This window comes from Yersinia thracica, assembly GCF_902170565.1.
In the GTDB taxonomy this organism is placed as follows: Bacteria; Pseudomonadota; Gammaproteobacteria; order Enterobacterales; family Enterobacteriaceae; genus Yersinia; species Yersinia thracica.
This window is the reverse complement of the sequence record NZ_CABHXX010000068.1, coordinates 1-12,708: the sequence shown is the minus strand read 5'-3', so window position 1 is coordinate 12,708 and position 12,708 is coordinate 1. Positions and strand designations below refer to the sequence as shown.

Below are 12,708 nucleotides of genomic sequence, written 5' to 3'. Positions count from 1 at the left end.
ATGATATATACAGCAACATCATTAATTACACCCCGAAGTAATGAAAATCATTCTCATTTTAAACAAGAAAAATCAATTTCCCTCCCTCTCATTTGTTGAAAGTTTATATTCTTTTTTATGAATAACCTGACCCTGCTTGGGTTATCAAGCAGCCCCAGTGGAAAAGAGCCTTTCTTGCTCAAATATGGTATTATTCTTAATAATCCATATAAATGAAATTGATAGAATGTTACTGCGTTTATATCAGGTATTACTCTACCTTATTCAACCTCTGATTTGGCTGCGATTGCTGTTACGCAGCCGTAAAGCCCCGGCTTACCGCAAACGCTGGGGGGAACGCTATGGTTTTTGTGCCGGTAAAGTTGTTGCTGGCGGTATTATGCTGCATTCAGTTTCAGTCGGTGAAACACTGGCCGCTATCCCTTTAGTCCGAGCATTACGCCACCGTTACCCGTCATTGCCCATTACCGTGACCACCATGACACCTACCGGCTCCGAGCGCGTTCAATCCGCTTTTGGCAAAGATGTCCATCACGTTTATCTGCCCTACGACCTTCCCGGTTCTGTGAACCGTTTTCTTGATCAGGTGAATCCCAAGCTGGTCATCATCATGGAAACTGAACTGTGGCCGAACCTTATCAATGCGCTACATCGCCGCAAGATACCGCTGGTGATTGCCAATGCGCGCCTTTCTGCACGGTCTGCCGCTGGCTATAAAAAAATCGGTAGTTTTATCCGTAATATGCTGCAACGGATCACTCTGATTGCCGCGCAAAATCAAGAAGATGGCGATCGTTTTATTGAATTGGGCCTTCGGCGCTCACAGCTTACAGTCACCGGCAGTCTGAAATTTGATATTTCTGTAACCCCCGAATTAGCCGCCAGAGCCATCACCTTACGCCGCCAGTGGGCACCACATCGTCCTGTTTGGATAGCGACCAGTACCCACGACGGCGAAGAAACTATCTTGCTGGAAGCCCATCGCCAATTATTACAGCAGTTCCCGACCTTGCTGCTTATTCTGGTGCCACGCCACCCAGAACGCTTCCCGAAAGCCATTGAATTAACACAAAAAGCCGGGCTAAGTTATACATTGCGTAGCAAAGGCGAAGTGCCTTCGAGTAGCACACAAGTGGTGATCGGCGATACCATGGGTGAGCTAATGTTGCTGTATGGCATCGCTGATTTAGCTTTTGTTGGCGGTAGCCTGGTTGAGCGCGGCGGTCATAATCCATTGGAAGCAGCAGCGCATGCCATCCCTGTGTTGATGGGGCCACATACGTTTAATTTTAAAGACATTTGTGCCAAGCTGGAGCAGGCTGAAGGGTTGATTACTGTCACTGATACCCTGTCACTGGTGAAAGAAATCACCATGCTGCTGACTGATGAAGATTGCCGCCTCTATTATGGCCGCCATGCGGTTGATGTATTGCATGAAAATCAGGGCGCGCTACAACGGCTATTGCACTTGCTGGAGCCTTATCTACCGCAACGGAGCCACTAAATGAGTGTCAAAAAACGCCTGTCAGTGGTGATGATTGCTAAAAATGAAGCCTCACTGCTGGCGGATTGTTTGGCATCCGTTATCTGGGCTGATGAAATAGTGGTTTTAGATTCAGGTAGTGAAGATGAAACCCTCGCCCTGGCCACGCAATATGGCGCAAAAGTCTACAGCAACACAGAATGGCCGGGTTATGGTAAACAGCGGCAATTAGCCCAGCAATATGCCACTGGCGATTATATTCTAATGCTGGATGCTGATGAGCGAGTGACTCCCGAGCTAAAAACCGCGATTGAAGCGGTGTTATTGGCACCAGAAGAAGGTGCTGTTTATAGCTGTGCACGGCGGAACCTGTTTTTAGGCCGCTTTATGCGCCATAGCGGTTGGTATCCAGATAGAGTGACCCGGCTGTATCCGCGCGATCAATACCGTTATAACGATAATTTAGTTCATGAATCACTTGATAGCGGCTCCGCTAAAGTTATCCCGCTAGCTGGAGATTTACTGCACCTGACTTGCCGTGACTTTTTCACCTTTCAACAAAAACAACTCAACTATGCGCAAGCTTGGGCGGATCAGCGTCATCAAGAAGGCAAAAGTTGCAGCTATTTTTCAATTCTCAGCCATACTCTTGGGGCATTCTGTAAGACATGGCTATTACGTGCCGGTTTCCTCGATGGTAAACAAGGGCTATTGCTGGCGGTGGTCAACGCGCAATATACTTTTAACAAATATGCGGCTCTGTGGGCATTGAGCCATCAATATCAGAAAAGCGAGAATTCATGACCACCAAAGCCATCTATCCGGGGACCTTTGATCCTATTACCAATGGGCATTTGGACTTAGTCACCCGCGCCTCAGCAATGTTTAGTCATGTCATCTTGGCTATCGCCGACAGTTCCAGTAAAAAACCGATGTTTACCCTAGACGAGCGGGTCGCCTTGGCAAAACAAGTGACCGCACCACTGAAGAATGTGGAAGTTTTGAGCTTCAGTGAGCTGATGGCGGAGTTTGCCAAAAAAAATAACGCGAATATTTTGGTGCGAGGTTTACGATCGGTATCAGATTTCGAATATGAATGGCAACTGGCCAATATGAACCGCCATCTAATGCCAAAGCTGGAAAGTGTTTTTCTGATGCCATCAGAAAAGTGGTCATTTATCTCTTCGTCATTAGTGAAAGAAGTGGCGCGCCATGGTGGAGATATCTCGCCATTCCTTCCTGCGCCCGTAACCGCAGCGCTAATGGCTAAGTTGGCGTGATTCTTTATTGACACAATACCCACGTAATTGGAGTTGTAGACAGGCGGTCACTCCCTGCGGTTTCAAATACGAAGAATATAGGTTAACGCTGGCAGTGGCGGCAAAAAAACGTGCTACGCTGCCCGTGCTTCGCAATTTCAATCACATTCCCACAGCGCCGACATAACTCACCTGCCCGCCCATATACCTGTAATTCTTGCGCGAAATAACCCGGTTTGCCATCTGACTGTAAAAAGTCGCGCAATGTCGTGCCACCCTGCTCAATAGAGTGCAATAACACGGCTTTGATTGTTGCCACCAACAGTGTGACCTCGGCTTCGGTTAATGAACCAGCGGCGCGCTCCGGCAGAATACCCGCAGTGAATAGCGATTCACTGGCATAGATGTTACCCACCCCGACCACCACTTTATTATCCATTAGCCACTGTTTAACTACAGTGCGTTTGTTGCGTGACTTTTCAAACAGATACCCAGCGGTAAATTCATCACTCAGGGGTTCTGGCCCTAAGTGCGCGAGTACGCTACTGGTTTCAAGGTCTTTTGCCCATAGCCAGGCACCAAAGCGGCGCGGATCGGTATAACGCAGAATTTTGCCATTACTGATAACCAAATCGACGTGATCATGTTTCTGCGCTTCGGTTTCTTCCGACAAAATACGCAGGCTACCTGACATCCCTAGATGGACGATAATCCAGCCTGTTTTCAGCTCTATCAGTAAATATTTAGCTCGGCGTTGGACACTAAGTACCGGCTGGTCACTGAGTGCCAGGATTTCATTCGACACTGGCCAGCGTAAGCGAGCATTTCTGACCACAGCATAAAGAATGGTTTGGCCGACAAGATAAGGTTCGATCCCGCGTCGGCTGGTTTCAACTTCTGGTAATTCAGGCATGCGACCTCCCTCAACGTGTCTCACTAGACTTTATATAATAAAAAACCCGGCCGAGGCCGGGTTTTCTTAATCCACCAAAATTAAAATTACTTAATTTTAGCTTCTTTGTAGATCACGTGTTGACGGACAACTGGATCGAATTTCTTCAATTCCAATTTTTCCGGCTTAGTACGCTTGTTCTTCGTGGTGGTATAGAAGTGACCAGTACCAGCAGAAGAAACCAGCTTGATCTTCTCGCGAACACCTTTAGCCATGATTCAGTTCCTTAATACTTCTCACCGCGGGCACGAATTTCGGCCAAGACCGTTTCAATACCCTTCTTATCAATAACACGCATACCTTTAGCAGATACACGCAGAGTTACAAAGCGCTTCTCGCCCTCAACCCAAAAACGGTGAGAGTGAAGGTTCGGCAGAAAACGGCGTTTGGTCGCGTTCATTGCGTGGGAACGGTTGTTACCGCTCACCGGGCGCTTGCCAGTAACTTGGCAGACTCGGGACATGTCTATTCTCCAAAAATCAAATCAGCTCGAGCTTCGTATAGGATTTGGCCGCCTCGTCAGGCTTTAGAGCCCATCTCAGCAAATTCACTGAGAAGGCTCACTGTCATCAGGTCAGAAACCCCTGTCACCAGGCTATAAACCTGTTGAGATAGGCTCTTCACGCCAAACCCAAGATTCTCAAAGGTGGCGTAGTATACGCTCTGAAGCGTAAGTGCTCAAGTCCCGAACAGCTAAAGATCCCGAAAGGATCAATTATTATTTCTCTAAAGCCATCCGCGTTCGGCAAATGAGACACATTCACCCCGTCCAACCACCAAATGATCGAGCACTCGAATATCTAATAATGAACAGGCTTTTATCACCTGCGTAGTCATCAAACGGTCAGCTTGGCTCGGTTCAGCCTTACCCGAAGGGTGATTATGCGCCAGAATCAGCGCGGCGGCATTAACCTTCAACGCTTCACGCACAATTTCTCTCGGATGGACTTCAACACTACTGATGGTACCAGTAAACATCTCCTCATGGCGAATAACACGATGCTGGTTATCCAAAAACATCACTAAAAAAACCTCTCTTTCACGATGAGAAAGGATATTTTGTAGAAATTTTTGTGTAATATCGGCATTAAGCAGGGCACTTTCGCGCATCAGATGAGATGAAAAGCAGCGACCAGCCAGTTCTGCGATAGCCTGAATCTGACTATATTTCGAAACACCAATCCCCTTTTTTGCACATAACGCCTGATAATCCGCCGAGATAAGCTCATGAAGTGAGCCAAACTCATCAATCAAATATTCAGCCATTCTCATTACATGCATGCCTGGGATGCCCGTACGCAGAAAAATAGCGAGCAATTCGGCATCAGTCAGTACCGCGGCACCGTATTTCAGCAGTTTTTCTCTTGGGGCCATATGCCCATACCACTCATCCATTCCTTGGCTCCTGTTTATCCCTGAACAGTACAAACAGCATGACAGAAGGCTTTATGAGCTGCGACTCCATGATGAGCAGCATGCGTAACGCCTCGCAAATTTGATGATTGATGGCATCAGGAGATGCCCTGATAGCTAATCTACCCGGCGGTTATGCTAAAATATCGCCTCTTATGACTTTCATTCGGACAATCATGATGACGGGACTTTCCGGCGAACATCTTTCTGGTAAAAAGATTGTGCTCGGGATTAGCGGGGGTATTGCCGCATATAAATCTCCTGAGCTGGTACGCCGCTTACGCGACAGAGGTGCAGAGGTACGTGTGGTGATGACCCACGCGGCTAAAGCATTCATTACGCCACTCACGTTGCAGGCAGTCTCGGGCTATCCCGTCTCTGATGATTTACTCGACCCTGCGGCAGAAGCGGCGATGGGACATATTGAGCTGGGTAAATGGGCTGATTTAGTGATAATAGCCCCCGCCACAGCGGATTTACTGGCGCGAGTGGCCGCCGGCATGGCAAATGACTTGCTAACAACAGTTTGCCTGGCAACCGCATCTCCTGTTGCTGCCGTGCCTGCTATGAATCAACAGATGTACCGCGCAGCAGCTACCCAAGCCAATCTACAGACCCTAGCCAATCACGGAATGCTATTGTGGGGGCCAGATAGCGGCAGTCAGGCTTGTGGGGATGTTGGCCCAGGCAGAATGCTGGACCCTCTGGAAATTGTCGCACTGGCACATGAACATTTTGCAGCAAAACAAGACCTGAAACATTTGAGTGTCATGATTACCGCTGGGCCGACGCGTGAAGCGCTTGATCCAGTGCGCTTTATCAGCAATCAAAGTTCGGGAAAAATGGGCTTCGCGATTGCTCAAGCGGCCGCCGCCAGAGGGGCAAAAGTCACTCTAATTGCCGGGCCAGTGAACCTCCCAACACCAGCTGCTGTGAATCGCATTGATGTTGTCAGTGCGCTGGAGATGCAGCAAACAGTTCAGAACTTAGCCGCCCAGCAGAATATTTTTATTTCTTGTGCTGCGGTAGCGGATTACCGCGCCGAGCAAGTTTCTGACGAGAAAATAAAAAAACAGGGTGACGAAATTACCCTTAAGTTAGTGAAAAACCCGGATATTGTCGCCGGGGTGGCTTCGATGGCTAAAAAACGTCCATTTGTTGTTGGATTTGCTGCCGAAACCCAGAATGTGGAAGAATACGCGCGACAAAAACTAGCGCGGAAGAATCTGGATCTTATTTGCGCTAATGATGTATCGCTCGCAGAGCATGGTTTTAACAGTGATACCAATGCTTTGCACCTTTTTTGGCCGACTGGAGAGAAACGTTTACCGCTCAGCGATAAACACCTCCTCAGTCAGCGTTTAATAGACGAGATTGTCAGCCGTTATGATGAAAAAAATCGACATTAAAATTCTGGACCCACGAGTTGGCAAGGAATTCCCTTTACCAACGTATGCTACAGAAGGTTCTGCCGGGCTGGATTTACGTGCTTGTCTGGACGAAGCAGTTGATTTACTGCCGGGGCAAACTACATTGTTACCCACTGGTTTAGCGATACATATCGGTGATAACGCCCTGGCGGCGGTCATTCTGCCGCGCTCAGGTTTGGGACATAAACATGGGGTGGTATTGGGTAATTTGGTCGGGCTGATTGATTCCGATTATCAAGGTCAGTTGATGGTGTCAGTCTGGAACCGTGGTCAACAGCCTTTTACCATCGAACCCGGCGAACGTATCGCACAAATGGTATTTGTTCCCGTAGTACAAGCAGAATTCAATTTGGTTGAAGATTTTGACCTTACTGAACGTGGTACCGGTGGTTTTGGTCATTCTGGGCGCCAATAACCTACCCTAGACCCTGATACCGTAAAAAAGCTATCACATAAGCCGCCGGGGTTTGGTATCCAGTGCGGCCGGTATTTGGGTTTTTGTTATTAAGTCATTTTTAGCAAGGGTCTACTCGGACATGGCAGAAAAAGAAAATACGAAAAGGAATAGGCGCGAGGAAATTTTGCAGGCTTTAGCGCAAATGCTGGAATCCAGCGACGGCAGCCAACGCATTACTACCGCCAAACTCGCCGCGAATGTGGGAGTTTCGGAAGCCGCGCTTTATCGTCATTTCCCCAGCAAAACGCGGATGTTTGATAGCCTGATCGAGTTTATTGAAGACAGTCTGATGTCCCGCATTAATTTGATTCTGCAAGATGAAAAAGAGACGTTTAATCGCCTCCGGCTGATCCTATTGCTGATATTAGGCTTTGCGGAACGCAATCCAGGGCTAACTCGCATCATGACTGGGCATGCACTGATGTTCGAGCAAGACCGCTTGCAAGGGCGAATTAACCAATTGTTTGAACGAATTGAAGTACAGCTACGCCAGGTGCTGCGCGAGAAAAAACTGCGTGATGGGCAAGGTTTTATCCATGATGAAGCGCTATTGGCAACACAGCTATTAGCATTTTGTGAAGGGATGCTTTCACGTTTTGTGCGCTCAGAATTCCGCTACCGGCCAACGCAAGAGTTTGATTCTCGCTGGCCTTTGATTGTGGCTCAGTTGCAATAAGCCGCAAAGTCGCTGTAATAGTCTATAAAAAGGGCCAAACGGCCCTTAAATATGGTTAAAGTTACCGCAGCATGCATTGGGATCAATACCTGCGGCTCATATTGCTTTTGGCTTACTTGCGTTCAGAATCCAGTTTTTCACTGTTTTTGACGACGTCCTGAGCCTTAGTATAGCTCTCTATAAGCAACTGATAGTTTGGGAAAATCCCCGTATATGCCTGTGCCCACTCAGCAGCATCTTTACGGTTCCAGGTTTTTTGCAGCTCAGCGGCCACTCCGGCCACATCAATTGGCACCACCCCCGCCTGCATTACACGTGCCAGTGTAATTTCCTCGGCCATTTTGGAGTAAGTTCCTGAAGCGTCAATCACAGCAAAAACTTGGTAACCATCAGCAACAGCCGCGATAGCAGGGAATGCCATACACACGCTAGTAATGGTGCCCGCGATGATAAGTTGTTTCTTGCTAGTCGCCTTTACCGCTGCGACGAAATCCGGGTTATCCCATGCGTTAATTTCCCCCTTGCGCGCCACATATTGCGCATGCGGAGCATATTCATGGATCTCAGGAATCAATGGGCCGTTGGGGCCTTGCGGCACAGAAGCTGTTGTGATCACTGGGATCTTGGCCAAGGTAGCTATTTTAGCCAGGGCAACAGCCAAACGGCGCAAGGTAGTAAAAGGCATGTCGTGTACCGTCTGGAACAGGCCACTTTGATGATCAATCAGCAGCATGGCCACATTGGTTGGGTCAATTATAGGTTTTTGATTGTTGAAGTTAGCAGGTGTACTCATGAGTACTCTCTCCTTTTAAATCAGACTACCGAATTTCTTTATCGCATTATTATTCATGCTTTAAAGGTCGTTAGCGGACAATTTATCCAAATGCCCACGGTTGACATCGGTGATCACCAAAGCGATCCCGCCCTAATATATTCACGGCAATATAGCCATAACTCACCATCATTTTGCCACTGAGCTATAGCCACCAAGGATATGGTTCATGATTGTCGTATGAATTTATAAGGTGGAAAAAGTATAGATTTAGAACCACGAGAGGAGTAGAAGCATTATTTGGACGCACTGTCTTATACAGTGAACAATGGCTGTAAGGATTTATGTACAAAATAACAAACTTAACATTTGTCGTTAAAAGGGCCATCTGACCCTTTCACATTAATTCCGTATTAGGGCTTAAACGCCATATTGCTCACGATATTGGCGCACCGCCGTCAGATGAACCGCCATCTCCGGTTTCTCCTCCAGATAACTGATCACATCATTCAGTGTCACAATCGCGATGACTTTACAGTGATAATCATGTTCAACTTCCTGAATCGCAGAGATTTCACCACGACCACGTTCTTGACGATCCAATGAAATCATCACACCAGCGAGGGTGGCGCCCTGCGCATTGATAATTTCCATTGATTCACGAATCGCAGTACCCGCGGTTATTACATCATCAACCAGCATGACTCGGCCTTTTAACGGGCTTCCCACCAAGCTGCCACCTTCACCGTGATTTTTAGCTTCTTTACGGTTAAAGCAGTAAGGTACATCACGATCATGATGCTCAGCCAAGGCTACGGCGGTGGTGGTGGCAATAGGAATGCCCTTGTATGCTGGCCCGAATAAAAGGTCGAACTCTACACCACAATCCATTAACGCTGCGGCGTAGAAGCGCCCGAGTTTTGCCAGATCAAGCCCGGTATTAAACAACCCAGCATTAAAGAAATAGGGGCTAATCCGCCCAGACTTCAGGGTAAATTCGCCAAACTTCAATACCTGCTTGTTAAGCGCAAACTCGATAAAATCGCGCTGATAGGCTTTCATTGGTACGTCTCCTCTAGATTGTGGCTACTGTCATTAATTACTTTGTTGAATGATTCGGTACCTAAATTGCAGGCAAAAAAAAAGGCGACTAGCAAGTCGCCTTTCTCAATTATTGTTCTAACGTCGCCTTCTGCGCCAGGAAGATAGTTTCTATCCCTCCCCGAGCCAGTTCCAACAACGCCAGTAACTCTTCGTGACTGAACGGCTCGCCTTCTGCGGTGCCTTGCACCTCAATCATCCGGCCATCTTCCATCATCACCACATTCATATCAGTTTCTGCGGCAGAATCTTCTATATATTCCAGATCGCAAAGGGCTTCACCTTTCACGATACCAACAGAAACCGCGGCTACCAGCCCTTTCATCGGGTTAGCTTTCAATTTACCGGCAGCAACTAAGTTATTCAATGCATCAGCCAGAGCCACACAAGCACCACTGATTGAGGCTGTACGGGTGCCACCATCAGCCTGCAACACATCGCAGTCTAACGTAATGGTGAACTCACCCAATTTCTTCAAATCAACTGCCGCACGCAAAGAACGAGCAATTAGGCGCTGAATTTCTAAAGTGCGACCACCTTGTTTGCCTTTTGCGGCTTCGCGCGCATTACGGCTGTGGGTCGAACGCGGCAACATGCCATATTCAGCTGTTATCCAGCCCTGACCTTGGCCTTTCAGAAAGCGCGGAACACCCTCTTCGACCGTGGCGGTGCACAATACTTTGGTATCGCCAAACTCAACCAACACGGAACCTTCCGCGTGTTTCGTGTAATTACGGGTCAGGGTCAATGGGCGGACTTGTTGTGCTGCTCGGCCTGCTGGGCGCATGGGGCTTTCTCCGGCTTTAAATCGATATTGGTCGCGCATTATACGGCCTTAGTGATGTAATGCCTATCCTGCCTGCGCCTCGGAGGCTATAATCCCTGCATCTTTTCTTGAAAACGGGTACGCAACAATGATCCGCAGCATGACCGCTTACGCTCGACGTGACATTAAGGGTGAATGGGGTAGCGCAGCCTGGGAGCTGCGTTCCGTTAACCAACGCTATTTAGAAACTTACATTCGCTTACCTGAACAGTTCCGTAGCCTGGAACCGGTTATTCGCGAACGTATCCGCAACCGTCTGACCCGTGGCAAAATTGAGTGCAGCTTGCGCTTTGAGTTGGATGCTAACTCACAAAGCTCTTTGATTCTTAATGAAAAACTGGCAAAGCAACTCGTTGAAGCTGGTCAGTGGGTCAAGATGCAAAGTGATGAAGGCGAAATTAATCCAGTGGATATTCTGCGCTGGCCGGGTGTTATGGCTGCAGAAGAACAGGATCTGGATGCCATCAGTACTGAGCTAATGCAGGCACTGGATATTGTGTTAGATGACTTTATCGTTTCCCGCGAAACCGAAGGTGCAGCACTAAAAGTGCTTATTGAACAGCGGCTGGATGGCGTTAGTGCGGAAGTGGTTAAAGTCCGTGCGCATATGCCAAACATCTTGCAATGGCAGCGTGAGCGTTTGCTCAACAAACTGGAAGAAGCACAGGTCCAGTTGGAAAACACTCGCCTAGAGCAAGAATTATTGCTGATGGCACAGCGTGTCGATGTGGCTGAAGAGTTGGATCGACTTGAAGCGCATGTCAAAGAAACACACAATATTCTGAAGAAGAAAGAAGCCGTTGGCCGCCGCCTTGATTTTATGATGCAAGAATTTAACCGCGAATCGAATACGCTGGCATCAAAATCTATCAATGCCGAAGTCACCAATTCAGCTATCGAGCTGAAAGTGCTTATCGAACAAATGCGCGAGCAGATTCAAAATATCGAGTAACTTATTTTAGTCACCCGTTTTACTGAAGCCCGGAGAAATCCGGGTTTTTATTACTCTACCTGCACCAGGTGAAGCAGTGGAAATACCTTTCCCTCGCCGTCCTGTTCTGAGCGACCGGTTTTTACAAATCCGCATTTCAAGTAAAAAGCTAACGCGGCGGGATTTTGTTCATTCACATCCACACTGAGTTCTCCCTTTAAAGGCTGAGCATGCGCCAACAGCATTTTTCCAAAACCTTTACTGTGATAGATGGGATCAATGAACAACATAGGTTCAGTTATTGTGCAAATGTTGTTATTGGCTACCATCCTGAATGCTATTGGCTTGATTATTAATGGTAGCCTGATTTTAGTGGTCAGTAATATGCGTAACTGCTTTAAGACCGGGGCGTTTTCAGCTCGCTGGCCAAACTATTTGCTAAGCGGAGTCTTTACCGGATTAGCGTGTAAATTACTTTTCGATAGCCGCAAATAAAACTTGTGTCGGAATAATGTGAATAAACAAAGAAAAGGATATGCAGTTAACTGTGTTGGTTGATAACAACACCCTAATAGACAAATATCTTATAGCTGAGCCAGGAGTCTGTTATTACATTGAAATTGAGGGAAAAAGTTTCCTTTTTGATACCGGCTACTCTGATGTTTTTCTATGTAACGCGGCAATTCTGGGTATGAATATCAGCAATATCGATAGTGTGATTTTCTCTCATGGTCATAACGATCATAGCGGGGGCTTAACCCATCTTGCACAATATCTTGACCGAACAAATCACTATTGTGAGCAGAAAATAAAACTTGTGGCTCACCCCAATGCTTTTGCCCCTAAATACTACGAAAATAAATCAATAGGTTCTCATTTTCCGGCTGATGGCTATCCCACCTTTTTCGAACGAATTGATCAGTCCGGAGTTTATTACATTACTGATAATTTGCTTTTTTTAGGTGAGATAGAGCGTAGTAACGATTTTGAAGGGCTGCATCCTATAGGGAAAACTATCAATTGTTGTGGCCATGAAGTTGACGATTTTGTCATAGACGACAGCGCGATAGTTTATACCAGCCCAGAGGGTATTGTAATTATTACTGGCTGCTCTCATTCTGGGATCTGCAATATTATTGATTATGCTATTAAAGTGACCGGTGATAAACGCGTTCGGGCTGTTATTGGTGGGTTTCATCTATTAAATACAGAAAAATCTACCCTCATCAGAACATCGGACTATTTCAAGCAACTCAACGCACAAGCACTCTATCCCTGTCACTGTACTGACCTAAAAGCCAAAATAGCATTAGCCGGTGCGGTTGATATAGAAGAGATAGGGGTTGGAATGGTACTTGACTTTAAGTAGAAACATTATCCGACAAGGGAAATTATATATACTTTACAA

At 47.1% G+C, this 12,708-nt stretch carries 16 protein-coding genes and 1 pseudogene; 9 read left to right on the top strand and 8 right to left on the bottom strand.

The annotated features are described in order from the left end of the window. Positions 1 to 226 precede the first annotated feature (226 nt). The 3 genes from waaA to coaD are packed head-to-tail and all read left to right on the top strand — an operon-like array spanning position 227 to position 2,763. On the top strand, positions 227 to 1,504 hold the full coding sequence (gene waaA, locus FTA91_RS08135) for a lipid IV(A) 3-deoxy-D-manno-octulosonic acid transferase (protein ID WP_145535722.1): 1,278 nt from the start codon (positions 227 to 229) through the stop codon (positions 1,502 to 1,504). Then, a complete protein-coding gene (locus FTA91_RS08130) occupies positions 1,505 to 2,287 on the top strand; it encodes a glycosyltransferase family 2 protein (RefSeq protein WP_145535724.1) in 783 nt (260 codons plus the stop codon). Next, a complete protein-coding gene (gene coaD / locus FTA91_RS08125; protein ID WP_050114807.1) occupies positions 2,284 to 2,763 on the top strand; it encodes a pantetheine-phosphate adenylyltransferase in 480 nt (159 codons plus the stop codon). The genes FTA91_RS08130 and coaD overlap by 4 nt, the downstream gene beginning before the upstream one ends. A gap of 82 nt (positions 2,764 to 2,845) precedes the next feature. Here the strand turns inward: coaD and mutM are convergent, their stop codons facing one another. The 4 genes from mutM to radC all read right to left on the bottom strand — a co-directional run bounded on the left by mutM (position 2,846) and on the right by radC (position 5,089). Next, positions 2,846 to 3,655, bottom strand: a complete 810-nt coding sequence (gene mutM, locus FTA91_RS08120; protein ID WP_050114809.1) for a bifunctional DNA-formamidopyrimidine glycosylase/DNA-(apurinic or apyrimidinic site) lyase — start codon at positions 3,653 to 3,655, stop codon at positions 2,846 to 2,848. Between the two features lie 86 nt (positions 3,656 to 3,741). After that, positions 3,742 to 3,909, bottom strand: coding sequence for a 50S ribosomal protein L33 (gene rpmG, locus FTA91_RS08115; protein ID WP_004392084.1), 168 nt, complete (start codon positions 3,907 to 3,909; stop codon positions 3,742 to 3,744). A gap of 11 nt (positions 3,910 to 3,920) precedes the next feature. Then, entirely contained in the window at positions 3,921 to 4,157 is a 237-nt protein-coding gene (rpmB, locus tag FTA91_RS08110; RefSeq protein WP_005164747.1) for a 50S ribosomal protein L28, read from the bottom strand. 263 nt (positions 4,158 to 4,420) lie between these two features. Further along, positions 4,421 to 5,089 (bottom strand): RadC family protein, encoded by a 669-nt coding sequence (radC, locus tag FTA91_RS08100; RefSeq protein WP_050114811.1) that lies wholly within the window; start codon positions 5,087 to 5,089, stop codon positions 4,421 to 4,423. A gap of 194 nt (positions 5,090 to 5,283) precedes the next feature. Here radC and coaBC point away from each other — a divergent pair, with 194 nt between their 5' ends. From coaBC to slmA, 3 genes are all read left to right on the top strand, one after another. After that, entirely contained in the window at positions 5,284 to 6,516 is a 1,233-nt protein-coding gene (gene coaBC, locus FTA91_RS08095) for a bifunctional phosphopantothenoylcysteine decarboxylase/phosphopantothenate--cysteine ligase CoaBC (protein ID WP_050114813.1), read from the top strand. Continuing rightward, entirely contained in the window at positions 6,494 to 6,952 is a 459-nt protein-coding gene (gene dut / locus FTA91_RS08090) for a dUTP diphosphatase (RefSeq protein WP_032820628.1), read from the top strand. Before coaBC ends, dut begins: the two co-directional genes overlap by 23 nt. Before the next feature lie 121 nt (positions 6,953 to 7,073). Next, positions 7,074 to 7,670, top strand: a complete 597-nt coding sequence (gene slmA, locus FTA91_RS08085) for a nucleoid occlusion factor SlmA (protein ID WP_004392079.1) — start codon at positions 7,074 to 7,076, stop codon at positions 7,668 to 7,670. A 112-nt stretch (positions 7,671 to 7,782) separates the two neighbouring features. Here slmA and FTA91_RS08080 read toward each other — a convergent pair whose 3' ends face one another. From FTA91_RS08080 to rph, 3 genes are all read right to left on the bottom strand, one after another. Further along, positions 7,783 to 8,463, bottom strand: coding sequence for an isochorismatase family protein (locus FTA91_RS08080; protein ID WP_145535726.1), 681 nt, complete (start codon positions 8,461 to 8,463; stop codon positions 7,783 to 7,785). Between the two features lie 399 nt (positions 8,464 to 8,862). Further along, a complete protein-coding gene (gene pyrE, locus FTA91_RS08075) occupies positions 8,863 to 9,504 on the bottom strand; it encodes an orotate phosphoribosyltransferase (protein ID WP_050114817.1) in 642 nt (213 codons plus the stop codon). Between the two features lie 109 nt (positions 9,505 to 9,613). Next, a complete protein-coding gene (rph, locus tag FTA91_RS08070) occupies positions 9,614 to 10,330 on the bottom strand; it encodes a ribonuclease PH (RefSeq protein WP_050114819.1) in 717 nt (238 codons plus the stop codon). A gap of 127 nt (positions 10,331 to 10,457) precedes the next feature. Here rph and FTA91_RS08065 point away from each other — a divergent pair, with 127 nt between their 5' ends. Beyond that, positions 10,458 to 11,321, top strand: a complete 864-nt coding sequence (locus FTA91_RS08065; RefSeq protein WP_050114820.1) for a YicC/YloC family endoribonuclease — start codon at positions 10,458 to 10,460, stop codon at positions 11,319 to 11,321. A gap of 50 nt (positions 11,322 to 11,371) precedes the next feature. On the opposite strand, the gene FTA91_RS08060 is transcribed toward FTA91_RS08065, so the two are convergent. Beyond that, the gene (locus FTA91_RS08060) at positions 11,372 to 11,590 is read right to left on the bottom strand and encodes a GNAT family N-acetyltransferase (RefSeq protein ID WP_235896836.1); all 219 of its coding nucleotides are present in this window, start codon (positions 11,588 to 11,590) and stop codon (positions 11,372 to 11,374) included. A gap of 1 nt (position 11,591) precedes the next feature. Between FTA91_RS08060 and FTA91_RS08055 the strand changes: the two are divergent. Then, positions 11,592 to 11,795: pseudogene (locus tag FTA91_RS08055) on the top strand (LysE family translocator); the annotation flags it as partial. Positions 11,796 to 11,835: 40 nt separating this feature from the next. Next, a complete protein-coding gene (locus FTA91_RS08050; protein ID WP_050114822.1) occupies positions 11,836 to 12,669 on the top strand; it encodes an MBL fold metallo-hydrolase in 834 nt (277 codons plus the stop codon). The last annotated feature ends 39 nt before the right edge of the window (positions 12,670 to 12,708 follow it).

Bases quoted from the DNA above. Each gene is read 5' to 3' on its own strand.
- waaA (WP_145535722.1), top strand. From the start codon at position 227: ATGTTACTGCGTTTATATCAGGTATTACTCTACCTTATTCAACCTCTG.
- FTA91_RS08130 (WP_145535724.1), top strand. From the start codon at position 1,505: ATGAGTGTCAAAAAACGCCTGTCAGTGGTGATGATTGCTAAAAATGAA.
- coaD (WP_050114807.1), top strand. From the start codon at position 2,284: ATGACCACCAAAGCCATCTATCCGGGGACCTTTGATCCTATTACCAAT.
- mutM (WP_050114809.1), bottom strand. From the start codon at position 3,655: ATGCCTGAATTACCAGAAGTTGAAACCAGCCGACGCGGGATCGAACCT.
- rpmG (WP_004392084.1), bottom strand. From the start codon at position 3,909: ATGGCTAAAGGTGTTCGCGAGAAGATCAAGCTGGTTTCTTCTGCTGGT.
- rpmB (WP_005164747.1), bottom strand. From the start codon at position 4,157: ATGTCCCGAGTCTGCCAAGTTACTGGCAAGCGCCCGGTGAGCGGTAAC.
- radC (WP_050114811.1), bottom strand. From the start codon at position 5,089: ATGGATGAGTGGTATGGGCATATGGCCCCAAGAGAAAAACTGCTGAAA.
- coaBC (WP_050114813.1), top strand. From the start codon at position 5,284: ATGATGACGGGACTTTCCGGCGAACATCTTTCTGGTAAAAAGATTGTG.
- dut (WP_032820628.1), top strand. From the start codon at position 6,494: ATGATGAAAAAAATCGACATTAAAATTCTGGACCCACGAGTTGGCAAG.
- slmA (WP_004392079.1), top strand. From the start codon at position 7,074: ATGGCAGAAAAAGAAAATACGAAAAGGAATAGGCGCGAGGAAATTTTG.
- FTA91_RS08080 (WP_145535726.1), bottom strand. From the start codon at position 8,463: ATGAGTACACCTGCTAACTTCAACAATCAAAAACCTATAATTGACCCA.
- pyrE (WP_050114817.1), bottom strand. From the start codon at position 9,504: ATGAAAGCCTATCAGCGCGATTTTATCGAGTTTGCGCTTAACAAGCAG.
- rph (WP_050114819.1), bottom strand. From the start codon at position 10,330: ATGCGCCCAGCAGGCCGAGCAGCACAACAAGTCCGCCCATTGACCCTG.
- FTA91_RS08065 (WP_050114820.1), top strand. From the start codon at position 10,458: ATGATCCGCAGCATGACCGCTTACGCTCGACGTGACATTAAGGGTGAA.
- FTA91_RS08060 (WP_235896836.1), bottom strand. From the start codon at position 11,590: ATGTTGTTCATTGATCCCATCTATCACAGTAAAGGTTTTGGAAAAATG.
- FTA91_RS08050 (WP_050114822.1), top strand. From the start codon at position 11,836: ATGCAGTTAACTGTGTTGGTTGATAACAACACCCTAATAGACAAATAT.